Source organism: uncultured Dysosmobacter sp. (assembly GCF_947631165.1).
Classification (GTDB): domain Bacteria; phylum Bacillota; class Clostridia; order Oscillospirales; family Oscillospiraceae; genus Oscillibacter.
Window position 1 is genome coordinate 34,246 of sequence record NZ_CANRKH010000004.1, and the last position, 23,204, is coordinate 57,449.

The 23,204-nt window shown below is 59.5% G+C and carries 25 protein-coding genes and 1 other annotated feature; of the genes, 2 read left to right on the forward strand and 23 right to left on the reverse strand.

Annotated elements, in window-relative coordinates; genetic code table 11:
• Positions 1-12 precede the first annotated feature (12 nt).
• The 22 genes from Q0Z69_RS03190 to Q0Z69_RS03295 all read right to left on the reverse strand — a co-directional run bounded on the left by Q0Z69_RS03190 (position 13) and on the right by Q0Z69_RS03295 (position 20,005).
• Positions 13-573 carry a hypothetical protein gene (locus Q0Z69_RS03190; RefSeq protein WP_298029772.1) on the reverse strand — a complete coding sequence of 187 codons (561 nt, stop codon included), beginning with the start codon at positions 571-573 and terminating at the stop codon, positions 13-15.
• A gap of 841 nt (positions 574-1,414) precedes the next feature.
• On the reverse strand, positions 1,415-4,768 hold the full coding sequence (locus Q0Z69_RS03195; protein WP_298029773.1) for a Cna B-type domain-containing protein: 3,354 nt from the start codon (positions 4,766-4,768) through the stop codon (positions 1,415-1,417).
• A gap of 117 nt (positions 4,769-4,885) precedes the next feature.
• The gene (locus tag Q0Z69_RS03200; RefSeq protein ID WP_298029774.1) at positions 4,886-5,446 is read right to left on the reverse strand and encodes a hypothetical protein; all 561 of its coding nucleotides are present in this window, start codon (positions 5,444-5,446) and stop codon (positions 4,886-4,888) included.
• Positions 5,447-5,568: 122 nt separating this feature from the next.
• Positions 5,569-6,171 (reverse strand): recombinase family protein, encoded by a 603-nt coding sequence (locus Q0Z69_RS03205; RefSeq protein WP_298029775.1) that lies wholly within the window; start codon positions 6,169-6,171, stop codon positions 5,569-5,571.
• 268 nt (positions 6,172-6,439) lie between these two features.
• A complete protein-coding gene (locus tag Q0Z69_RS03210; protein ID WP_298029776.1) occupies positions 6,440-7,342 on the reverse strand; it encodes a polyprenyl synthetase family protein in 903 nt (300 codons plus the stop codon).
• Between the two features lies 1 nt (position 7,343).
• Positions 7,344-7,580: an exodeoxyribonuclease VII small subunit gene (xseB, locus tag Q0Z69_RS03215; RefSeq protein WP_298029777.1), complete on the reverse strand. Its 237-nt coding sequence runs from the start codon at positions 7,578-7,580 to the stop codon at positions 7,344-7,346.
• The gene (gene xseA / locus Q0Z69_RS03220) at positions 7,577-8,794 is read right to left on the reverse strand and encodes an exodeoxyribonuclease VII large subunit (RefSeq protein ID WP_298029778.1); all 1,218 of its coding nucleotides are present in this window, start codon (positions 8,792-8,794) and stop codon (positions 7,577-7,579) included. The genes xseB and xseA overlap by 4 nt, the downstream gene beginning before the upstream one ends.
• Positions 8,795-8,875: 81 nt before the next feature.
• On the reverse strand, positions 8,876-9,325 hold the full coding sequence (gene nusB, locus Q0Z69_RS03225) for a transcription antitermination factor NusB (RefSeq protein ID WP_298029779.1): 450 nt from the start codon (positions 9,323-9,325) through the stop codon (positions 8,876-8,878).
• A 35-nt stretch (positions 9,326-9,360) separates the two neighbouring features.
• On the reverse strand, positions 9,361-9,738 hold the full coding sequence (locus Q0Z69_RS03230) for an Asp23/Gls24 family envelope stress response protein (protein ID WP_298029780.1): 378 nt from the start codon (positions 9,736-9,738) through the stop codon (positions 9,361-9,363).
• Positions 9,739-9,840: 102 nt separating this feature from the next.
• On the reverse strand, positions 9,841-10,392 hold the full coding sequence (locus Q0Z69_RS03235) for a SpoIIIAH-like family protein (RefSeq protein WP_298029781.1): 552 nt from the start codon (positions 10,390-10,392) through the stop codon (positions 9,841-9,843).
• Positions 10,393-10,412: 20 nt separating this feature from the next.
• Positions 10,413-10,910, reverse strand: coding sequence for a hypothetical protein (locus tag Q0Z69_RS03240; protein WP_298029782.1), 498 nt, complete (start codon positions 10,908-10,910; stop codon positions 10,413-10,415).
• Positions 10,897-11,367, reverse strand: coding sequence for a stage III sporulation protein AF (locus Q0Z69_RS03245; protein WP_298029783.1), 471 nt, complete (start codon positions 11,365-11,367; stop codon positions 10,897-10,899). Before Q0Z69_RS03245 ends, Q0Z69_RS03240 begins: the two co-directional genes overlap by 14 nt.
• On the reverse strand, positions 11,364-12,437 hold the full coding sequence (locus Q0Z69_RS03250; RefSeq protein ID WP_298029784.1) for a stage III sporulation protein AE: 1,074 nt from the start codon (positions 12,435-12,437) through the stop codon (positions 11,364-11,366). The genes Q0Z69_RS03245 and Q0Z69_RS03250 overlap by 4 nt, the downstream gene beginning before the upstream one ends.
• Positions 12,434-12,823, reverse strand: a complete 390-nt coding sequence (locus Q0Z69_RS03255) for a SpoIIIAC/SpoIIIAD family protein (RefSeq protein WP_298029890.1) — start codon at positions 12,821-12,823, stop codon at positions 12,434-12,436. The genes Q0Z69_RS03250 and Q0Z69_RS03255 overlap by 4 nt, the downstream gene beginning before the upstream one ends.
• A gap of 2 nt (positions 12,824-12,825) precedes the next feature.
• Positions 12,826-13,020: a stage III sporulation protein AC gene (spoIIIAC, locus tag Q0Z69_RS03260; protein WP_298029785.1), complete on the reverse strand. Its 195-nt coding sequence runs from the start codon at positions 13,018-13,020 to the stop codon at positions 12,826-12,828.
• Between the two features lie 23 nt (positions 13,021-13,043).
• Entirely contained in the window at positions 13,044-13,535 is a 492-nt protein-coding gene (locus tag Q0Z69_RS03265) for a stage III sporulation protein AB (RefSeq protein ID WP_298029786.1), read from the reverse strand.
• A complete protein-coding gene (locus tag Q0Z69_RS03270) occupies positions 13,529-14,443 on the reverse strand; it encodes a stage III sporulation protein AA (protein WP_298029787.1) in 915 nt (304 codons plus the stop codon). The genes Q0Z69_RS03265 and Q0Z69_RS03270 overlap by 7 nt, the downstream gene beginning before the upstream one ends.
• 197 nt (positions 14,444-14,640) lie before the next feature.
• On the reverse strand, positions 14,641-17,277 hold the full coding sequence (locus Q0Z69_RS03275) for a valine--tRNA ligase (protein ID WP_298029788.1): 2,637 nt from the start codon (positions 17,275-17,277) through the stop codon (positions 14,641-14,643).
• 12 nt (positions 17,278-17,289) lie between these two features.
• Positions 17,290-17,721 (reverse strand): MmcQ/YjbR family DNA-binding protein, encoded by a 432-nt coding sequence (locus tag Q0Z69_RS03280; protein ID WP_367272211.1) that lies wholly within the window; start codon positions 17,719-17,721, stop codon positions 17,290-17,292.
• 44 nt (positions 17,722-17,765) lie between these two features.
• Positions 17,766-17,995 (reverse strand) — a binding site (T-box leader).
• Positions 17,996-18,040: 45 nt separating this feature from the next.
• On the reverse strand, positions 18,041-18,697 hold the full coding sequence (gene sigE / locus Q0Z69_RS03285) for an RNA polymerase sporulation sigma factor SigE (protein ID WP_298029892.1): 657 nt from the start codon (positions 18,695-18,697) through the stop codon (positions 18,041-18,043).
• On the reverse strand, positions 18,582-19,607 hold the full coding sequence (locus Q0Z69_RS03290) for a sigma-E processing peptidase SpoIIGA (protein WP_298029789.1): 1,026 nt from the start codon (positions 19,605-19,607) through the stop codon (positions 18,582-18,584). Before Q0Z69_RS03290 ends, sigE begins: the two co-directional genes overlap by 116 nt.
• A 206-nt stretch (positions 19,608-19,813) precedes the next feature.
• Entirely contained in the window at positions 19,814-20,005 is a 192-nt protein-coding gene (locus Q0Z69_RS03295; protein ID WP_298029790.1) for a DUF951 domain-containing protein, read from the reverse strand.
• 85 nt (positions 20,006-20,090) lie between these two features.
• Here Q0Z69_RS03295 and Q0Z69_RS03300 point away from each other — a divergent pair, with 85 nt between their 5' ends.
• The gene (locus Q0Z69_RS03300; protein WP_298029791.1) at positions 20,091-21,020 is read left to right on the forward strand and encodes a S1 RNA-binding domain-containing protein; all 930 of its coding nucleotides are present in this window, start codon (positions 20,091-20,093) and stop codon (positions 21,018-21,020) included.
• Here the strand turns inward: Q0Z69_RS03300 and Q0Z69_RS03305 are convergent.
• The gene (locus Q0Z69_RS03305) at positions 21,007-22,269 is read right to left on the reverse strand and encodes a replication-associated recombination protein A (RefSeq protein ID WP_298029792.1); all 1,263 of its coding nucleotides are present in this window, start codon (positions 22,267-22,269) and stop codon (positions 21,007-21,009) included. The two genes, Q0Z69_RS03300 and Q0Z69_RS03305, sit on opposite strands and share 14 nt — an antisense overlap.
• A 224-nt stretch (positions 22,270-22,493) precedes the next feature.
• Here Q0Z69_RS03305 and nth point away from each other — a divergent pair, with 224 nt between their 5' ends.
• A complete protein-coding gene (nth, locus tag Q0Z69_RS03310; protein WP_298029793.1) occupies positions 22,494-23,132 on the forward strand; it encodes an endonuclease III in 639 nt (212 codons plus the stop codon).
• The last annotated feature ends 72 nt before the right edge of the window (positions 23,133-23,204 follow it).

A 23,204-nucleotide genomic window follows, 5' to 3' on the forward strand; every position in this document is an offset into this window, starting at 1 on the left:
TGAGACGCCTTTCTATCCCCGATGGAAAATGTGCAGGAAACGCCCCGCCCAATACACCACCTTGGTACTCTGTTTCATGGCAAACGTTTTGGACAACGCCTTACCGCCAATGGTCAAGCCAGACACCAAGGCGGTAACGCCCACGGAAATCAAAACATTTCGCGTATTCAAAGCATTTTGAAGCTGGGTCACGATCACCGCGCCGGTAGCGCCTGAGACGATCCCGCAGATATCTCCCACCACATCGTTGCAGACACTGGAAACATGACTGGCATTTCGCAGCAGGTACAGGGATTCCTTAGCGCCCTTCTCCTTATGGGCTGCCATGGAATGAAAGGGTTTCGGATCTGCCGCTGTGGTAGCGACGCCGATCACATCGAACACGATGCCAAGACCAATAAACAGGGATAAAATCAAAACAGCGACTACCACGCCCGCGCCATCCAGCATTGACTGAGATGCCAGAGATAATGCTGCGGACAGGGAGACCGCCATCAAAAAGACCGTCAAGGCCCACCGATATTGGGAGGATTCGCCGCCCCTCTTCTCTTTTCCACTTTGCTGTTTTTTCAAACAAATACCTCCATAGAGGATAAACGTAAGTATGCTAAGCCAGCGGCGGCAGGAAAAGTAAATCTTACGGCTTAGGTACGGGTTGGATTTCCCCACGAAGCACCTCTCGTTGCCGATGGAGGCGGTTCCCCGTTCGGCTCCGCAGTACCGTGTTGCCATCGGCACTACCCGATTGCCACTTAGTCCGCACTGCAATCCTTTTCCTGCCCGGTCAAGACAGCCTAGGTGATTTCCACCACAGTCCGTCCGCTTCTTTAGCCTCTTTTGCAGAACGGGTTTCAAAGGGCGATCGCAGTCAGTCGCTCTGGCCAGAGCTGCTCGCTGCGTTGATCCCTCATCCACCCGCCCCACGCAAGGCAGGCTACGTCTGCACACAGCGTTACGGCCCTGCTGGACCGATGCACCGCATTGCAGGTTCACAATCTGCTTCGTACGCGGGCCGGAAATACCACAACGGGAGTACGTCCGCGCACAAGAGCAGGTCTCCACAGAAACAGGGTCGGGTCAAACATGCCATTGTTCATCGCCCTGAGTCCGCAAGCGCGCGCAGCGCGCTTCCCCCCAGCACCCACCCAAGACTGGGCGTATCAAGCAGGCACCAGAGGTTTCATCGATGTGCCCTTCAGAGGATTTTTAGGCCCTCCCTCGGAAACGGCAGATCTGACTAGAATACTGCGCCGCCGCTTAGCGTGATATAGTATAGCACGAATATTCCGAATATACAATATTTTCTGTATATACAAACTGTGAATTTTTTTGACTCGCTGGACGGCATCTGAAAAGAACAGCCGGGTCCCTTGGGACCCGACTGCTTTTGTTGGAATGGGATCGACTGTACGGCTCACGCCTCCCCGCGCTTTTTCAGCAGGGCCAGAACAGCCAAGCCGCAGGCGGACAGCAGGAGGGCCGCCCACCAGACTATGGAGTTGTCGCCGGTGGCGGGAGGATAAGTGCCCTGCTGGGGAACGCCCGGCTGTGGAAGGTCCAGCGTGGGGTCGCCGGGCTCATCGGGCGTATCCGGAGTGTCCGGCGGAGGGGGCGGGGGATCGTCCGGGTCGTCGGAATCGTCCGGCGGCGGAGGGGGATCATCCGGGTCGTCGGGCGGAGGCTCCGGGGGATCGTCGGGATCATCGGGCTCATCTGGATCGTCATCCTTATAGTTCTTAAAAATCGCTTCCGCGATATCGCCCGCAGGGATCGTCCCCGTATCTCCCTTTGCGGTCACATCATAGCCACCATTGCCGCTCTCTTTCACTGAGTAGCCAATATCCTTCGGCAGGCCGGTGGCTGTGGCGCTCTGACCGTGCTTCAGCTCAAAGACGGCTTCGCCCTTTTCAAAGGCCATATCGCCAAATTTGCCGCTGACGGACTTGTCGTCCAGCGTTACGGTGAAGGTGAACCGCTTGCTTCTGCTGGCCCCGCTGCCGGAGACGGTCTTGGAAACGGTCAGGCCGCCTGTTTGCGGATCATAGGTGTTGGTGATCGTGATGGAGATCGTGTGATTTGCTTCATCCACTACGGCTTCGGAATATGTAGTTTGGAAATCTCCCGATATGGTTTCCTCCACTACTGTGTAGCTCGCAGCCGGGGCAGGCAGGCCGGTAAACTCTGCCGTCCAGCTGTTCTCTTCGTTCAAGACTACGGAATCCAGCCTCGTGTCCCCTGCCATCAAGTACACCGTGATCGCGACCTGTCTGTTCTCCGGCGTGGTGCTCCAATCCTTTTTGACAGTGAGGGTATAAGTCTCATCTGGCCTGCCGATGATGAGGTTTCCGTTGGTGCCTATACCGCCGCCCCGGGAGGCACTGTTGCCGGTGATAGTCAGCTTCGCGGCGGCCTGGGCCGCAGCTTCCGCTTCATCGGTCACAACATTTTTCAGGGCAGTAAAGCCGGTCATATTCTCCGTGTTTGTGCAAAGCTCCTTGTAATTGTCTCCATGGCGGGATGTTGTGCCGTCCGGTGCGCCCAGGCCGAGCCCTGCGGTGTGGTCAGCTCCGGGCTCCAGCCAAGTGATGCCGCCGTCTTTATAATAGTGATTGAGTCCGCCGCCCAGCATCCTTTGATACAGGGTCATGGTCGAAGCAGTCCCTAAAGAAGCTACAAATGCGATATCATCTCCGGCCTGACTCGGCGTTTTGGCTCCACCTGCTCCTTGCGCGTCATTGTCATAAACGGCTCCGCCGTCCGTCACATAAACCTTGATATCCCCGGTCCGACAGGCCCAGATGCCGCCGCCGAGCGCAGAAGCCGTGTTTCCTGTGACAAGTGTATTCTCCAGGTAAAGTGTTATGCCCTTCTGCACGTAAATACCGCCGCCAAATCCATAAGGATCTCTGACGCTGTTTTGAGAGATTTCACCCGCCGTTATTTGATAGCTGCCCGCAGGTGTGTCCTCCTGACCCATGTAAATACCGCCGCCCAAATATGGAGCGATGTTCCCGGTGATCGTTCCGCCTGACATGGAAAACGTTTGGATTTTTTGCAAAAACACACCGCCGCCGTTCGCCATATTGCCGGTGGCCGTACAGCGGGAGATTTCTCCGTCCTGCAATGCAAACGTCTTGCCTTCACGGAAAAACACGCCGCCGCCCTGAAGAGCTGTGCAGTCCGTGATTACTCCGCCGTTCATTGTTAGTTCGGCCTCGGAACCATTCACGAAAACGCCGCCGCCATGTGTTGCAGCTGTGCAGTTATTAATGGCTCCCTCTTCTTCAATATTCAGCTTGCCCGAGCCAACTACGCCGCCGCCAAATTGAGCCTCGCAATGGCTGATGGTTCCCTTGAGGGTCACAGTGGCGTCCTCCGCGTAAATACCGCCGCCATTGTTGTCAGGCGCTTTGCATCTGGTGATCTCGCCGCCGTTCATGGTAAAGGTCGCATCGGCTCCTTTCACCCAAACACCGCCGCCGTTGGAGACCGTAGTTCCTCCTTCCACACGTCCGCAATCGGAGATTGTGCCGTCATTCATGGTAAAGCGATTATGATCCTCCATATAAACGCCGCCACCGCCAAATTTGGCGGTGCATCCAGTGATGGTGCCGCCGTTCATAGTAAAGGAGTTCTCACCATTTCTCATGTAAACGCCGCCGCCAACATTGGATGTGCAGGCTGAAATGGTACCGCCGTTCATTACAAATGCAGCACTGGACATCAGGGCGACGCCGCCGCCATTATAAATGGCCTCACATTTCGTAATTGAGCCGCCGTTCATGACAAAGCGGGAATTTGTTCCGCTCAGGTAGACGCCGCCGCCTTGTCCTCTTTGGCCGTCTTGATTATCAACCTTGCCGCCTGTGATTTCACCATCGTTCATGATAAAAGTGGAACTATCCACCCAAACATTCCGCGCCTTAGAATCAACGTTAGAATCAACGTTAGAATCAACGTTGATTGTGCCGCCGTTCATGGTGAATTCGCCTCCGTATGTGAGGCAAACAACGCCGTGCGTCATATTGGCAGCGCTGCTCTTCAATTCGCCGCTGTTTAACACAAAGGAGCTGCCGTCGTTGCTGCAATTGACCAGACAGCGCACACTTTCTGCGCTTTCCGCAATGAGAGTCAGGGTATTCACATCGTCCCCTAACGTTCCAATGGTCAACGACCCGCCGCCATAAATATTAAAACCGATCCTCTTCCCATCCACAGAAGAAAAGGTGATGGTATGCGTTCCATTGGATGTTAAAATGATTTCCTTATTTGTGACAATTTCTCTGGTTAAGCGCAAGTCGGCATTGATCTGAATCGTAGTAGGTGCATCCGGCGAAGCATTCTTAATCGCTGCTGCCAATCCATCAGCGGTATCAACTTCGATTACATTGCTTGCATCCAATGATGCCCCATTTTCCGGTTCTTCCTCTGGTTCCAGGACGCACTCGCCCTCGTGGCCGTCCGGCAGGGTGCAGCCGGCAGTCTTTGTGCAGAGCGCTTCCCCCGGCGCAGGGTCTGCGATCATTTCCTCATTCCTGGTATCTGCCGGGTCCAGGACGCACTCGCCCTCATGCCCAGCGGGCAGCGTACAGCCCTCTGTCAATGTGCAGGTCTCCGGAGACGTTTCACCTTCCGGCTCCTGCACGATATTCTCCGCAGGCGCGGTTATTTCTTGCTCATTGTCCGCGTCCTCTGCCGCCAAGGCCTTCACTGGCAAACCAGCCAGCAGGCAAAGCGCCAGCAAACTTGCGAATATCCGTCTTTTCATGTATTTCCCCTCCGATTTTCTCTCCATGTTTTGGGGCACGGGCCCCTGAAATTTCTATGCGTTCCGCTGTCAAGTAATGCCGTGCCGAGCGGCGGAGTCTGTCCTCTCCAGGGTGGGCTATCCATCGCCTTTTGCCTCCACAACTTCCAGGATCATGCGGGTCAGCTCCAAGGCACTGCGAAAGCTGGCGCGCCCTCCCTCCACAAACTCAAGGATTCCCTGCATGGAGGCGTTCTGCCGCGCGTACACCCGCAGCTGGAAAGTGGCCAGCTTTCCCCGTATCGTTTGCAGATGCTGGGGCTTCAGAGCGGGCATGTGCCGGTCCGGAAAAGCGGCTTTGGACGTCTCTTCCTGATCTGACTCCAATAATGTCCGAGGCCGGTTCCACCGCTGCGCAAGGCCGGTCTCATCCAGAATAGACTCGACCTGAAACAGCATTTGATCCAGGCTGTGGAAAATCCGGGCATAGGAATAACAGTAAGTGTATAAACGGCCCGCAGCCAGTCTGTTCTGAAAGCTGTCCACACAGATGAGCATCGTATGGCAGTAATCCGGCCATAGTCCGCCGCCCCTGGCGTTGTTTGCCGCGTTTGTGGGGAGGCTATGATCCGCTGCTTCGATCGTATTTTTGATCTGTACCACCTCCTTATAAAAAAGTGTACATTTATGAAATTTCATGTTTGCTATACATAATGGAAAAAAGGTGTTGAAAGAATGGAAAATTTTGTGTATAATACAAGTGAATCTTGCTAAAAATAAAAATTTGTAAAAGTACACTTTTTCGAACCGCAGGGCTACTGTTATTCCGCAGTTTTTTCAAGCCTGATAGCTTTTGCGTAAAAGGTCCCCACCGGCATTTCACAGGCCATCGCCGCCTGTTTCAGCGTCAGCCGCTTGGCCCGCCACGCCTTGCATATCTCGTTAAAATTGTCCGGTAGAGGCAGGGGCGGCCTGCCGAATCTCACGCCCCGGACCTTGGCGGCGGCAATCCCCTCCGCCTGCCGCTGCCGGATATTTGCGCGCTCGTTTTCCGCTACGAAGGACAGCACCTGCAGGACGATATCGCTCAAAAACGTGCCCATCAAATCCTTGCCTCTGCGGGTATCTAACAGGGGCATGTCCAGCACCACGATGTCCACGCCCTTGTTCTTGGTGAGGATACGCCACTGCTCCAAAATGTCTTTGTAGTTGCGGCCAAGCCTATCTATGCTTTTGACATACAGCAGGTCATCCTGCTTCAGCCGCCGCACCAGCCTGCGATACTGCGGGCGGTCGAAATCCTTGCCAGACTGCTTATCCATGAAAATATTTTTTTCCGGAATAGGCAGTTCCCGCAGAGCGAGGAGCTGCCGGTCCTCGTTCTGCTCTCTGGTGCTGACCCGGATATAGCCGTAATTTCCCATGTTATAGACCTCCCTTTTATACTTCCGCGCCGCCATCCACGCTCCGTCCGCATGTTCCATTGCCTATACCAGCGGCAGCGCGGAGGCTTTTCTTTTCCTGCCAAGTTCCCTCCGTGACAAAGAGCGGTTATCTGCCAGCAGCTCAAGATCCCCTGAAAAAACATGTTGTCCTTTGTTCATCGTGGGTATATATAGAAAAAGACCAGTTCGATCTGAACTGGTCTTTTTTCGTGATCTGCTTTATTGAGGGAATGATCGCATATCTTTATTAATTGTTTCGCTCTGCCAGACTGTCCGCCAGGGCAGCGAGAAATTCCGTGCCGCCGCGCCACTTCCCCTTCTCCAGCGCAGCTTTGGCCTTAGCCGTGTAGTCCAGCACCCGGCGGCCGCACTCCTCCAGGCCCAGCAGCGTCACATAGGTGGATTTCTCATTAGAGGCGTCGGAACCGATGGGCTTGCCAAATTCCTCGGCGCTGCCGATCACGTCCAGCATGTCGTCCCGGATCTGAAAGGCCAGGCCCAGATTTGTGGCATAATCCCGGGCGGCGTCCATGCAGCTGCCGTCCACCGACCGGCGGCCTAGGGACGCGGCGACCCCCATCATGCAGGCCGCCCGCAGCAAGGCCCCGGTCTTTTTATCGTTAATGGCCGTCAGCTCTTCGGCGGTGTGGATCACCTTACCGTCGCCAATGGTGTCGTAATACTGTCCGCCGCACATGCCCGCTTCGCCAGCGGCCTTTGCCAGGAGCAGCGCCGCCGTCGCACGGGAAGCTCCGCCGCCGTGCCGCCACTTCCCTTCCGCGGAGAGCACCGTCTCGAAGGCCGCCGCCTGTAATGCGTCCCCTGCCAAGGTCGCTACACACTCGCCGAATACCTTGTGATTGGTGGGCTTGCCCCGGCGCAGGTCATCGTTGTCCATGCAGGGCAGGTCATCATGGATCAGGGAATAGGTGTGGAGCATCTCCACGCCGCAGCCAAAATCCAGCGCCTCCTCCATGGTCCCGCCTGCCGCCTCGCAGAACTTCATGCAGAGAATAGGACGGATGCGCTTGCCTCCGGCCAGCAGGCTGTACCGCATGGCGCTTTGCAGATCATCTCCGGGGAAATATTCTGCCAGCCGCGCCTCCACCATCCGGCGGGCCGATTCCATCTGCTGTGCAAACAGTTCCATGTCAATCCTCCTGTGCCTCGAAGGGCAGCTCCACTGGCGCGCCGTCGGCACCCTTCATCAGCTTCACCACCTGCTGCTCCGCCTGGTCCAGCTGCTTCTGGCAGGCGGCGATCAGCTTCGTTCCCTCTTCGAACAGCGCCAGGGAGTCCGCCAATTGGGCGTCGCCCTTTTCCAGGGCCGCCACGATCTCCTCCAGCCGGGCAAGCTGCTGCTCAAACGTCAACTTTTTCGCGCTCATGTTTTCTTCTCCTTTCCAAACGGCTCGTCCACTGTGCAGGTAAAGCCGCCCTCCCCCAGCGTCACGGACACCCGTTCTCCGGCTGTCACTTCCCGATAGCTTTTCAAAATCTGCCCATCGCCGTTTTGAGCCATAGCGTAGCCCCGCCCCAGCACTTTCAAAGGGCTCATAGCGTCCAGGGCCGCCGCCAAGGCGGAAAACTGCTGCCGCTTCCGGGCCGTCTGGGCCGCCGACAGATCAGAGAGCCGCTGCTGGACATGGACCAGTTCCATCCGCTTGTCCTGCACATAGGCCAGGTGATCGGTCATCACACGCTTTTGTGCCAAAGCCTCCAGCCGCTGGCGCATGGCCTCCAGCCGGGCCGTCTCGCTCTGCTCCATCCGCTCTCCCGTGCCATGGAGCCACCGCCGCAGCTCTACCTGATCCGGCACGGCGATCTCCGCAGCGTTGGAGGGGGTGCTGGCCCGAGCGTCCGCCACGAAATCAGAGATGGTCACATCCGGCTCATGGCCCACGGCGGAGATAACGGGCGTTTCACAATCATAGATGGCTCGGGCGACCCGCTCGTCGTTGAAGGCCCACAGGTCTTCCATGGAGCCGCCGCCCCGGCCGGTGATGATGACGTCGCCGATCTTCCACCGGTCGGCGTACCGGATGGCTCCGGCGATCTCCGGCGGAGCCTCCGCGCCCTGGACCCGCACCGGCAGCAGAAGCACCTTAGCGATGGGATACCGCCGGCGCAGGATGCGGATCATGTCGTGGACCGCCGCCCCCGCTGAGGAGGTAACAATGGCGATCCGCTCCGGATAAGCGGGCAGGGGCTTCTTGTGGTCCGGGTCGAACAGGCCCTCGGCATACAGTTTGGCCTTCAGCTGTTCAAAAGCCGCCGCTAGGTCTCCGACCCCCTCCGGCGTCAGCGTATCACAGTAGAGCTGGTAAGCACCGTCCCGTGGAAACACGGAGACCCGGCCCGTGACCAGCACCTTCATACCGTTCTCCGGCCGGAACCGCAGCCGCATAGCAGAGCCTTTGAACATGACGCAGCGCAAAGCCCCTTCCGGGTCCTTCAGGGTGAAATAGTGATGGCCAGAGGGGTATATCTTATAGTTGGACAGCTCGCCCCGAACACAGATGTTCCGCAGCATCGGCTCGTTGTCCAGCAGCAGCTTCACCAGCTGGTTCACCTCGGCCACGGTGAAAATATGCTTTTCCACAGAGGTCCTCCTAACACGCAAGTACAAAGACAGAGCCGGACAGGGAGCGGCTCCGCCGCCCTGTCCCGCTCTGTTGGCTCTTTATTCCCCGATCTCCTGCCGCACGAAGCTGCCAAGGATGCCGTTGATAAACTTCACCGTTTCCGGCGTCTCGTATTTCTTGGCGATCTCCACCGCCTCGTTGATGGCGGCACCGTCGGGGATGTCCGGCATATACAGCACTTCGTACATGCACACCCGCATAATAGCAGAGGCCACCAGCGGGATCCGGGCAAAGCTCCAGCCTTTGGCATATTTGGCAATGTATCCGTCCAGCTCCGCCGCGTGCTCGGCCACGCCCCGCACCAGCCGGCGGATGTAGTCCGCCTGCTTGGCGTTGGGGGCCTCCTGATAAATGGAGTCCTCCTCCGCTAAAGCGGCAAAGCTGTCAGCCGTCAGGCGCTCATCCAGCAGAGCGTCGACGGTTTTGTCGGTAAAGCTCAACTCATAGGAGAGATGGATGGCGATCTCCCGCGCGGTGTTCCGTACCATAATGCAATTCGTCCTTTTCTCTCTCGTTCACTGGATCAGGCCAGAGTCACGCCGCCCACATGAATGTTGACGGCCTCCACGGGACAACCGGTCATGGCTTCCACCGCAGAAGAGACCGCCTTCTGGGCGTTCTCCGCCACCTCGGGAATGGGATGGCCGTATTCCACCGTCAGATACAGGTCCAGCACCATGGCAGCGCCGGTCATGTCGATCTTTACGCCCTTGATGCTCTTCTGGGCGTTTTTCTTGTTGGTCATTAGGTCGGTGACGCTGCCGCCCATACTGGTCATCATGCCGGACACGCCCTCTACCTCCCGGACGGCCCCCACAGCGATGGCGGCGATGACCTCCTCAGAGATGTTGATGCTCCCGTTCTCCTCCGGCAGCGTCATGTATTCCTTGCTTTCGGCCATTGTGATTCTCCTTATCCGTGATATCCTTGGTAATTGGGGCCAGCGCCCCGCTTCCGCATACTTATGATGTATTTTACCATGGTATCCCGCAAATTACAACAGCTAATTTGCCGTCATGATCTTGATGCCGCTGGCGGGCAGGCCTGTTTCCGACATGGCGATGTCGGTGATGCGGGCCACATCCTCCGCTGTCAGCTCCCCGCTCTCCGTGGATACCACTACACTCATGCTGCCGTCGCTCATAAACGCCACACAGTCCTGATATCCCTTGGCTCCCACCAGGTTCTCCACCTGGGCCTCCTGCAGGGTATAGGCCGCCAGCACCTGGATGCTCTCGCTGGCCTCATTGGCCACGCTCTGGTCCGCGTCCTCCTGGGCTGCTGCCTCCTGCAAGAGCGATATCGCGTTGTCCCTGGCCTGCTGGCGAGTCAGCCGGGCAGAGGCAAAGTAGTCCTCGCCGTCGTACACCGCTGTCTCATCCACAGCGCCTTCCTCCTGGCCAGACACAAGAGCCGCCTCCCCCAGGATCTTCGTGCCCGCTTCCTCGGCCTCCCGCACCGCCTCCTGGCTGGAGTATTTCCAGTTCAATCCTACCGCCGCACACACCAAGATCGCCATCGTGGCCACCACCGCATTTCGCTTCCATCTAGTCATATGATTCCTCCTCCAAATGATCACTGCCATTCTGCCACTGTGATGCGGCCGGCGGAAAGGCCGGTCAGCGCCGCCACCGCCTCCGTCACCGCCAGCTTCACCTCTGCCCTGCCGCCGCCCTGGCACACCACCAGGGCGCCACGATAGGTGGGATACTGATTTTGTATCACCACCACCTGGTCGCCGGAGCCGCCGTCCACCAGCACGGTTTCGGAGCGGCGGGAATAGTCCGCCGGCGCCTTGGTGTCGCCGCTGTATGTCAGCTCCGTGTCCTGAGCCAGCTGCCGCTGTCCGTCGCTCTCCAAAGTCAGCATCACTTTCACCTGGCCCACACCGCTCATGGACCCCAGGATCTCGGCGATCTCCGTCTGGATATCCCGCATCTCCTGCTCTTTCCAGGATGGCCCCGTATCGCCGCTCCCATCGGGCCACAGCAGCAGCCCAACGCCCACCAGCACCACCAGTGCCGCGCATTTGTACCTGTCCCATAGCTTTCTCGCTCCTTCAGTTTTCTTCATGCCAAACCTGCCTCTCCCGGGAGATGCCCAGATCCCGTTCCATATACGCCGCCAGCTCCTCGCTCCGCTGTCCCTCCAAGTGGACGGCGGCAGGGATGGGGATGCCTTCCGGCCCCGGTTCTGTCTCGACCCGCGCTGTCACGCTCAGGTCCAGAGACGCCGCTTTGTCCGATATATATGCGGCTGTCCGCTCCGCTATGAGCGACTCCAGCTCCTCTTTTTTCACTTCCTCCAGCTCCTGCCGCCGCTGTTCCACAGCGGCCTCATAGTCCCCCAGGTCCAACCGCTCCAGCTCGACTCCCAGTACCGGCCGCAACATCACCGCCAGCAGAAGCAGGCCGCCGGTAAAGGCCGCGATCCGCCGCGCCGTCCCATCAGGGAGCAGGGTCTGGACGGCGGACAGCAGGATCGACGATGCCACGATGGCGGTGAGCCACTCACGTACCGCCCCGATCATGGCATCACCGCCGCCACGGAGGAAATGATGGAGATCAGGAGCACCAGGGCGCAGCTTCCAGTCATCCCCAATACCAGTCCGAAGGCTCCCCCCAGTCCGTCGATGAGCTTGCAGAGTCCCGGCGCTCCTACAACGGCGGCTAATGCCGCCGTCAGCTTGTACAGCAGGTACTGGATTCCCAGCTGCAAAAAGGGATAGGCACAGGCCGCTAGAATGGCCAGCATCCCGAACAGGCCCACAGTGCTTTTCAACATCCCCGCTCCGGCAAGCACGGTCTCCGCCGCCTCGGAGATGACCCCTCCCACCACTGGCACCGCGCCGGAGATGGCGGCCTTGGTCAACTTGACCGCGGCCCCATCCACGGTGCCGGAGACGACCCGTGCCATGGACAGATACCCGGTGAACAGAAGCAATCCGGCAGTCAGCAGCCAGGATATTCCCTTTTTCAAGCCCTCCGCCAAAACGCCCAGCCGGTTTTCCGGCAGACAGCTGGCGGCGGTCAGGACCCCGATGTAGAGATAGACAAGCGGCAGCAGCAGACCGTCGATCAATTGCAGCAGCAGGTCCGCCGCGAACACGGCCGCCACCTGGTGAAAGGCGGCGGTGGTCACCGCGCCGCTGGCGGCCGTGGCCGCTGCCAAAGTGGGCAGCAGCGCCTGAGAGAACAGGTGCAGCTGGTCGATGGTCTCCGCTCCCAGGCCGATCAGCGTGTCCAAGCTGCCCGCCGTGGCCATCGTCACCGACAGCGCCCCCACCATGGGCAGAAACGCCGTCCTGCCGCCGGCGCTTTGGGAAAAGCCGTCCACCGCGCCGCACAGTACCACCACCAGCAGCACCGAGGCAGCTCCCTTGACCCGCTGCCGGAGCACAGTCCCCACCTGGCCGCTGACTGCTTCCAAAATGCGGTCCACACCGCCGGAAAAGCCCTGGACGCCGGAAAAGTCCGCATCCTCCAGCAGTTCCTCCGCCCCTCTGGGCAGGGCTTCTGTCAGTTCCTCCGGCACCTCCGCCGCCCGGGCAGAGACGGTAAGAGCCGCCGCCGCCAGCAGACATATGATCGCTCGTTTCATCCCATCAACTCCAACAGCATGGACAGCACCGCCCGCAGCAGCGGCAGGGACACCAGCAGCGCACACACCGCTCCCGCCGTCTCCACCGCCGCGGCCAAAGCCGATTCCCCGGCATCCCGGCAGAGGCTGGCCCCCACTTTTACCACCAGGGCGATGCCCACAGTTTTATACAGCGGCAGAAACAGCGCCGGATCGACACCGCTCCCCTCCGTCAACTCCCGTAAAAGCTCCGCCGCTTCCCCAAGGGCCTCTGTCAAAAACAGCGCCGCAGCCCCAATGGCCGCCACTGCCAGCAGCAGCGCCCATTCCGGCGTGCTCCGTTTCAGGATCAGCGCCAATAGCGCACTGACCACACAGAGGACCGTCACCTGCACCGCCGCTTCCACGGTCAAAAACGGAACAGGGTCTTGATGAGGTCGAACAGATCGCTGATCTCCTGCACCAGGATCATCAGCACCACCACCAGCCCCGCCAGTGTCGTCATCATTGCCTGTTCCTCCCGGCCGGAGCGGATCAGCAGCTGATTCAGCACCGCCACCAGGATGCCGATGGCGGCTATTTTGAAGATCAGATCCACATCCATACGCACTTCTCCTATGTTGATTTTCAGATCAGCAGGATCACCAGCAGCGCAGCGGCGGAAAAGCAGAGCGCAGTAGCCCGCTGGTCCTCCGACTGCCGCCGCTTGTCCTGCTCCTCTCCGCTTCGGGCCAGTGCGGAGGCCGTTAAGGCGATGGCACCCCGCACCTGCTCCTCGTCGCCCCGCAGCTCCAAGGCGGCAAGGCATCTCTTGTCCGCCTCCGCCAGGGGCAGGTCTCCCGCCGCCTGCCGCCATGCCCGCGACACATCCTCTCCCTGGGCCGCCGCCTGGGCGGCTGTCCGGAACAGCGCTGCCGCGTCAGGTCCGCAGTCCGCCGCCGCCTGCTCCAACAGGTCCGGCAGCATCGTGCGGGCCTGACGGATCTCCTCATCCATCCGCCGCAGCGCCGTCAGGATATCCGACAGCGTCTGCCGCCGCCTTCGCCGCTCCGCCAGACGGGCCCAGCGGGCCAGTCCGCTGCCAGCCAGGATGCACAGGCTCCCCACCAGCTTCACCATGGCAGCTCTTCCACCTCATAGCGCCGCTCTCCCGCCGCTGTGGTGATGCACACCGCCAGGCGAAACACCCGCTCCTCCAACAGCTGGCGGTACAGAGGCTTTTCCGCCAGCTCCGCTGTGTTTCCGGCGTGGATGGTGGCAAGCAGCCCAACGCCGCAGCCCGCCGCCAGCACCATCGCCCTGATATCCTCCCGCAGCGTGATCTCGTCCACAGCAATGATCTGGGGATTCATGGCTCGCAGCACCATAGGGATACCCAGTGCTTTGGGACAAGCATCCAGTACATCGGTGCACGGCCCCACATCCATCTGCGGCTCCCCATGGTGGACCACCGCCACCTCTCCCCGCTCGTCGATGAGGGCGATCCGCTGGGGCGGACGTTCTGCCTCACCCAGGGACAGGCAGCGCACCATGTCCCGCAGCAACGTGGTCTTGCCGCCCCCCGGCGGCGAGAGGATCAGCGTGCTGGCAAAGCGCCCTTCCGGAAACAGATTGGGGGCCAGCGGCTCCGCCACACCCCGCCGCTCCCGGGCGATGCGGATGGCGGCGGATGAAAAGCCCTTCAGATTGGTGTTTGCACCCTCCTTCATCACCACCGTGCCGCACAGGCCGACCCGGAAGCCGCCCCGAACGGACAGATAGCCCTCCCGCAGCGTCTCTGCCGCGGCGTAGCGGGAAAACTCCGTGGCCAGATCGCAGAGCGTTTCCAGCTCCTCCGGCTCTACTACGGCATCCAACGGCAGTTCCCCATCCGGCAGCAGCACTGTCATGGGGCGGCCAGCCCGCAGGCGAAATTCTTCCACAGCCGCCTTCCGCTCCGGCGGCAGAGCCATGGCCAGCCGCCGCAGACGGTTGGGCAGCACGGCGGCGGCTTCCTCATAGCGCAAAATATCCTGGTCCTTTCCCAAGCGCGTCTCCCTCCCGTTCTTTAACTGTTCCACTGTATGACGGCTCGTCCTTCTCTATGACGGTCTGTCCCACAAAAATTTCCGCCAGCCTAATCTAAGTGAACAAAGAGTATCAGACGTGAAAACAGGCCGCGTGAGGAACTGTATCCTCACGCGGCCTGTTTTTATTTTCTATAAAGTGATTTATCTTTATGGCATCATGCCTGCATTGCCTTGGCGGATTCCTCCAGCTTGGTGATCAGTTCCTGATACTTGGCAGCCTTCTCCCGCTCCGCATTGACCACCGCCTCGGGGGCGCGGGAAGTGAACTTTTCGTTGGAGAGCTTCTGCTCCACGATCCGCAGGCCATTCCGGGCCTTCTCCAGCTCCTTCTGGATGCGGTCCAGCTCGGCGGCCATGTCCACCAGCTCGCTCAGGGGCATATAGGCCGTAGCGTTGTGGGTCACCACGGACACCTGCTTGCTGACGTCGGCGGGGGCCGCTTTGGCGAAGGTCACCTCGCTGGCGTAGGCCAGGCGCTGGATAAAGTGCAGGCCCTGCCGGTAGATCTCCGGCGTGGTGGTGACCAACAGCACCTCCGCCTTCTTGGAGGGCGGCACGTTCATCTCCGCCCGGCGAGCGCGGATAGCCTTGATCGTATCCATCACCGCCTCTATGGCAGCCTCTTCTTCGGGGAAACTCAGGGCCTCCTGATACTCCGGCCACTGGGACTTCATGATGAAATCGCCCTCATGAGGCAGTGCCTGGAAGATCTCCTCGGTGATGAAGGGCATGAAGGGATGCAGCAGCTTCAAAAGGTCAGTCAGCACATAACAAAGCACGTTCTGGGCCACCAGCTTGGCGTTCTCGTCCTGGCCGTTCAGCCGGGTCTTGGTCAGTTCGATATACCAGTCGCAATAGGTATCCCACAGGAAGTCGTAGACCTTGGCAGAGGCCACGCCGATTTCATAGGCGTCCAGGTTCTCAGTGACCTCCTTCACCAGTGTGTTCAGCTTGCTGAGGACCCATTTGTCCTCCGGAGCCAACTGGTCCGCCGCGGGCAGCTCGCAGTGATCGATGGTCAGGTTCATCATGACAAAGCGGCTGGCGTTCCAGACCTTGTTGGCGAAGTTCCGCATGGCCTCGCACTTCTCGGTGTAGAAGCGCATGTCGTTGCCGGGGCTGTTGCCGGTGATGAGGTTGAAGCGCAGAGCGTCAGCGCCATATTTCTCAGCGATCTCCAGAGGATCGATGCCGTTGCCCAGGGACTTGGACATTTTGCGGCCCTTGTCATCCCGCACCAGGCCATGGATCAGGACCGTGCGGAAGGGGATCTGCTTCATCTGCTCACAGCCGGAGAAGATCATCCGAGCGACCCAGAAGAAGATGATGTCGTAGCCGGTGATCATGACGGAGGTGGGATAATAATAGGCCAGGTCCTCGGTCTTTTCCGGCCAGCCCAGGGTCGAGAAGGGCCACAGGGCGGAGGAGAACCAGGTATCCAGCACGTCGGGGTCCCGGGTCAGATGGGCGGAACCGCACTTTTCGCACTTGGTGGGGTCCTCCCGGCTGACATTGATGTGGCCGCAGTCGTCACAGTACCAAGCGGGGATCTGGTGGCCCCACCACAATTGGCGGGAGATGCACCAGTCGTGGACGTTCTCCATCCAGTTGGTGTAGGTCTTGGCGAACCGCTCCGGGACGAATTTCACTTCGCCGTCCCGCACAACCCGCAGGGCCTCCTTGGCCAGAGGCTCCATCTTCACGAACCACTGGGCGGAGATTAGCGGCTCCACGTCGTTATGGCAGCGGTAGCAGGTGCCAACGTTGTGATTGTAAGGCTCGGTCTTGACCAGATAGCCCTGCTCCTCCAGGTCCTTCACGATGGCCTTGCGGCACTCGTAGCGGTCCATACCGTTATAGGGGCCGCCATTCTCGTTGATCCTGCCATTGTCATCAATGACCCGGATAATCTCCAGGTTGTGGCGCTGGCCTACCTCGAAGTCATTGGGGTCGTGGGCGGGGGTCATCTTCACGGCGCCGGTGCCGAAGCCGATCTCGCAGTACTCGTCTCCCACGATGGGGATCTCCCGGTTCATGATAGGCAGGATGCAGGTCTTACCGATGAGGTGCTTGAACTTCTCATCCTCCGGATTCACCGCCACTCCGGTATCGCCCATCATGGTCTCAGGACGGGTGGTGGCCACCACGATGTCGCCGGAGCCGTCGGAGAGCGGATAGCGGACGTACCACAGGTGGCCGGGCTTGTCCTGATATTCCACCTCCGCGTCGGAGAGGGCCGTCACGCAGTGGGGGCACCAGTTGATGATGCGGCTGCCCTTGTAGATGAGGCCCTTGTCATACAGCTCGCAGAAGGTCTCCCGGACAGCCTTGGAAAGGCCCTCGTCCATGGTGAAACGGGAGCGGCTCCAGTCACAGGAGATACCCATCTTTTTCTGCTGCTGAACGATGCGGTTTCCGTACTTCTCCTTCCACTCCCAGACGCGCTCCAGGAACTTTTCACGGCCCAGGTCATAGCGGGTCTTTCCCTCCTTGACCCGCAGGTCCTCCTCCACCTTCACCTGCGTGGAAATGCCTGCGTGGTCCACGCCGGGGACCCACAACGCCTCATAGCCCTGCATCCGCTTGAAACGGATCAGGATGTCCTGAAGGGTTGAGTCCATGGCGTGGCCCATGTGGAGCTGACCGGTGACGTTGGGTGGCGGCATGACGATGGAGAAGGGTTTTTTCTCCGGGTCGGGGGTGCTGGCAAAGCAGTCGTTGTCCTCCCACATCTGATAGATGCGGGACTCCACCTGCTGGGGTTCATACACCTTTGGCAGTTCTTTGTTCATGTGTTGATTCTCCTATCTTTTGAACTTTTGTTCTGATTCTGATTCGGCAGCTGAGCCTGTCTTCCGCGCACACCGCCTGCCGTGGTCCGCCAGATCGTAACTCATATCCAGCAAGGGCGCCAATTCCTCCATGGAAACCGAGCCATCCAGCAGGACGGTGATCCAGCTGGTCTTATTCATGTGATAGGCCGGAAGAAAGCCCCTGTTTTCCCGGAGGCTCCCAGCCAGTTTCGGGTCGCATTTGATGTCCAGAATGTCGACGCTCTCTTCTCCATTCAAACCAAACCTGTTCCGGGGAACATCCATCAGGACCGCAAACCATTTTCGGTTATTTTGTCTGCGGAAAACCGCATAGGCCGGATATTTCGCCCACAGGTGCTCCGGCACCGCCGCGTACCGGCTTTCGATATATTGTGAAACATTTTCCCGGCGCGCCATCTCCATCACATATCACCTCCCGGTCAAATAAAAACGCCCTGAGCCTTTCGGCTCAGGGCGAACAGTTCTGTCCGTGGTACCACCTGGATTCGGGAATATCCCGCGCTCATGGGCGCCTGGACGCCCTTCCCCGGTAACGGAGGGATCACCGTTGAAACCTACTGCATTTTCAGTCCAATGCTCCGGGACGACTTCCCCAGCCGCTTCACGGGAACTCTCACCATCCGTTCCCTCTCTTGGCTTCCACTGACCAGGTACTGCTTCCCATCCTCGCAGTTTCCAATATACCTTGATAGTATAGTATACCCGGTTTGGATTGTCAAGCTCAGGATAACCGTAAAATCTCTTTTTTCAGTCTGGAAATAATGCGTTTTTCCAGCCGAGAGATGTAGCTCTGGGAGATGCCCAGCTGGTCCGCCACTTCCTTTTGGGTCTGCTCCCTGCCGCCCCCCAGTCCGAAACGCATGGTGACGATCTGCTTCTCCCGGGGAGACAGGACGCTGATAGCCGCCGCCAGCAGGCTGCGGTCCACGTCCTCCTCAATGGGGCGCATCACCACGTCGGCGTCGGTCCCCAGCACATCCGACAGCAGCAGCTCATTGCCGTCCCAATCTGTGTTGAGCGGCTCGTCAAAGGAGACCTCTCCCCTGCGGTTAGCGTTTTTCCGCAGATACATCAAGATCTCATTTTCAATACACCGGGAGGCATAGGTAGCCAGCTTGATGTTCTTGTCCGCACGGTAGGTCCCCACCGCCTTGATGAGGCCGATGGTTCCGATGGAGATCAGGTCCTCGATGTTGATGCCCGTGTTCTCAAACCGCCGGGCAATGTACACCACCAGCCGCAGATTATGCTCGATCAGCTCCTTACGGGCGCTCTCTTCGTCCAGCCGCTCCAGCAGCTCCGCCTCCCGCTCCCGGGTCAGAGGCGGCGGCAGGGTATCGCTGCCGCCGATGTAGTGGACGCCCTCCTGAGGCAGCAAGCGGTCCAGCAGCCATCGCAGGACCATTCGAAAAATCAGCATAGCGTTTTCTCCTTTCCCCGCCCCACAGGGCCGCATATCCATCTCCCAGCGCCGTTGGCGACAGGGCTGCTGCCAGACCGGGATAGGCGGTCCCGGCGATCTCCGTCCACTCTGTCCGTAAAGTAAGCAGAAGCCCCCCTCCAGTTCCTACCGCCTGATAGGTCAGCAGCCGGGGCCGCAGCTCCGGCGCCGCTGATCGGAGAGGCTCCAGCAGCTCCGCCGGACATCGAAGCCTCTCCGGCGTCAGCAAGTGCCGCAGCTCTACGGACAGAATACCGTCTAATGCGCCGGGAGCCAGTACCAGCACCGGCTGTCCCCCCACCGGGTCCCGGAGGCCGCAGCCGCTGTCCCACAAAGCCGTCAGTTCCGCGCACCGCCCACCAATGCGGATCCGCACCGGCAGAAGCTGGCCGCTGATGCCCTGCCGCATGGCTGCCCGAAACACCACGGTCAGCACCAGGTAGGCAGAAGTAGCGGCGATCAGAAGCACTTTTGCATCCACATTGGTGTAAAAAACGCCGTTTACCACCGGCACGCCGCCTCCTGCCAGCAGGCCTAGGGCCAGCACGCAGCCTGCCATGGCGCAGGATACCGCCAACAGCAACAGCGTCAGCCGCAGCAGCCGTTCCTCCCCGCCGTAGGCCAACAAAGCCATCAGAACGCCTGCCGCCAGCTTGACGGCGGGATGGGTCAGAAATCCACAGCCCGGCAGGAACGCCGCCACCGCGTACACGCCTCCCGCCAGAGCCGCCAGCAGGTAGCGTCTTCGCCGCAGGGGCCTGCCTGCCAGCCGCGCAGCGGCCAGCAGCAGCAGGTAATCCATGACCGTGTTCAGAACGAACACGCTGTCTATGTACACCACCGTCACGGCCCCGCCTCCCTTTCAGGCAGTATTATAGGGCAAGCCGGCGGGAAAAGCCGTCGCAAAAGGGAGGCGAGCAAAAAAGAAGCCCGCCTTCTCAGGCGGGCGTTCCATGCGCACATATCATACATAGGGTACGATCATTGAGGCAACCAAAGCCACGATCATCACCACTACCAAGGTCAAGGCGATGACCCGTGTCGCCTTTTTGTTCATTTCGTCCCCTCCTCCGTCAAGATCTTGCGGATGCTCTTCTCCGCCTTGCTGCGGGGAACCATCAGCTCATGGCCGCAGCCCAGGCATTTCAGCTTGATGTCCATCCCGACCCGCAGGATCTCCCACTGGGTGCTGCCGCAGGGATGGGGCTTTTTCAATTCCACTTTATCGTGCAGATGCAGTTCCATGGCGACCTCCTGTCAATCCAAGCTTTTCCAATGCATATAGTAGTCTATCAACGCCGTTTCCACGGCAGATAGGATGGGACCCATAATGCCGGAAAACAACCTATTTCCCCCGGAAGGGCTGCGCCCTCCCACAAAATATACCCTTGCGGACCTGAAGCGTGCCGCCGACAGCGGCCAGATCCTGGAGGGCGTCGTCCAGCGGTGCGACACGGAACACACCCTGCACCTCTCCCTGAACGGTGTGGCCGCCCAAATGCCCCGCCAGGAGGTCACCGCCCCCTGGATCAACGGCGCTAGCCGGGATATTGCCGTTCTGTCAAGAGTTGGCAAGCAGATATGCTTTACAGTTTCCAGCGTGCAGTCCGACGAAAAAGGCGCGCCGGTGGCTCTGCTGTCCCGGCGGGCGGTTCAGGAGCGGGCTATGGGGTACTTTTTGGAGCACCTGCGGCCAGGCGCGGTCCTCACCTGCCGGATCACGCGCCTGGAATCCTTTGGCGCTTTTGTAGACATCGGCTGCGGCATCGTAGCCATGCTCCCTGTTGAACGGATGTCCGTCTCCCGCGTCTGTCATGCCAAAGAGCGGTTTCGGGAGGGACAGAAGCTGCTGGCGGCAGTTTGGACCATAGACCGGGAACGCCGCCGGATCACCTTGACCCACCGGGAGCTGTTGGGTACCTGGATGGAAAACGCCAGTCGCTTCGCTCCCGGTGAAACGGTGCGTGGGATCGTCCGCAGTGTGAAGGACTATGGCAGCTTCATTGAGCTGTCCCCCAATCTGTCCGGGCTGGCAGACGCTCGGGAAGGACTGTCTCCCGGAGACGGCGTATCTATCTTTATCAAGAGCATCCGCCCGGACCGGATGAAGATCAAACTCCAGGTCATCGAAAAACTGCCGCCGCTGGCAGTGCCGGAGCCTCTGCGATATCAGATCACTGACGGGACCTTGGACCGGTGGGTCTACTCGCCGCCCAACTACGAAAAGGAGCCGGTGGAGACAGATTTCACTTGCCTTTGATCTTCTCCCAATAGGCCTTGGCGGCCTGTTCTGTTTTGTTGTCGCCCCACTGGTAGTAGCAGACGTCTTTCAAAATGTCCGGCAGGTATTGCTGCTCCACCCAATGTCCGGCAAAATTATGGGGATAGAGATAGCCCTGCTCCCGCTCCATGCCAGCGGAGTCGGCGTGAACATTTTGCAGCTCCCGAGGCACATCTCCGGTTCGGCCCGCCCGCACATCCGCCCAGGCAGCGGCGATACCTGCGGAAACACTGTTGGACTTGGGGGCCGTAGCCAGCAGAACTGCCGCCTGAGCCAGCGGCAGCTGTGCCTCCGGCAGCCCCAACTGCATGGCGGTATCCACGCAAGCCTTCACAATGGAGACCGCCTGGGGATATGCCATGCCCACATCCTCGCTGGCGGAGCACAGCAGGCGGCGGCAGGGCGTGATCAGATCTCCCGCCTCCAGGAACCGCGCCAGATAATGGAGGGCCGCGTCAGGGTCGCTGCCCCGCAGGGACTTCATCAGAGCAGAAGCCAGATCATACATGGCGTCGCCGCCCTTGTCATACCGCATGGCGCTGCGCTGCGCCACCTGAGAAGCGTCATTCCTTGTCAAAAACAGCTTGCCCTTTATTGGCACTGCCGCCTGACACAGCAGCTCCACGGCATTGATGGCCTTCCGCACGTCGCCGCCGCAGGCGGTGGCGATCTGCAGCGGGACCCCTTCCTCCCAGTCCAGCGGAAGCTGGCTCCGTTCCTGCTGGATCTTCAGCGCCCGCAGAACGGCGGCTTCCGCCTCTCTGGCCGTCACTGCTTTGAACTCGAACACCGTGCTGCGGGACAGCAGGGCGCCGTATACATAGAAATAGGGATTCTCCGTCGTGGAGGCGATCAGCGTCAGCTTGCCGTTTTCCATGAATTCCAGCAGGCTCTGCTGCTGTTTCTTGTTGAAATACTGGATCTCGTCCAGATACAGCAGTACGCCGCCAGGGGCCAGCAGGGTTCCCACATCGGCGATGATATCCTTGATGTCCTGCAAGGTCGCCGTGGTGGCGTTCAGCCGGTACAGTGTCTTATTGGTCCTTTCCGCAATGATGTTGGCGATGGTGGTCTTGCCGGTGCCGGAGGGACCGTAGAACACCAGATTGGCGTCTGTCCCGCTTTCGATCAGCCGCCGGAGCACCGCGCCGGGGGCCAGAAGGTGGCGCTGTCCCACCACTTCCTCTAAAGTTTTTGGGCGGATCTCATCCGCCAAAGGCCGCTGCATGGCGCACGCTCCTCTCTTGCTGTCTGATTTTACATTGTATCACAGTCCAAATGAGATTTCCACGCTTATTTCCAAAAAACGCCGCGCCTTGCGCTCACTCTTCTGCCGTGTTATACTGGCAGGCAGAAGAATGGAAGGTCCGCTGAAAAATCCCGCCGTTTCGCAAAATTCCCCCTCCCCAAACGTCGGATTTTGTGGTATCCTGTCAGCAAGAGGTGAATGCCATGAAATCCAAAGCCGCTGTCAAGCGGATCATTGAAACGCTGAAGGGCATCTATCCCGACGCCCTTTGCTCCCTGCAATACGAAAAGGACTATGAGCTTTTGTTTGCCGTGCGGCTCTCCGCCCAGTGTACCGATGAGCGGGTCAACAAGGTGACTCCAGCGCTGTATGAGCGCTTCCCGACCCTGGAGAGCTTCGCGGAAGCCGATCCCCGGGAGGTGGGCGAATACATCCACTCCTGCGGCTTTTACAACGGCAAAGCCCGGGATATCGTGGCCTGCGCCCAGCAGCTCTTGGAAAAGCACGGCGGCAAAGTCCCCGGCACCATGGAGGAGCTGACCGCTCTTCCCGGCGTGGGCCGCAAGACCGCCAATCTGATCCTGGGCGATATCTTCGGTCAGGAGGGCTATGTCTGCGACACCCACTGCATCCGTATCACCGGACGGCTGGGCATCACTGACGGTTCCAAGGATCCCCTTCAGGTGGAAAAACAGCTCCGCCAGGTCATCCCGCCCAAGGAATCCAGCAATTTCTGCCACCGCATGGTGCTGTTCGGCCGGGACACCTGCTCCGCCAGAAGCCCCAGGTGCGAGGGCTGCCCCCTGATAAAGGACTGCGACACCGGCAAGGCCGTCAAATAAAAGATATTTTCCGTGCCTGCGTCAATACGCAGGCACTTTTTTGCCCCGCCAATCATATACTGGCCTGTAACC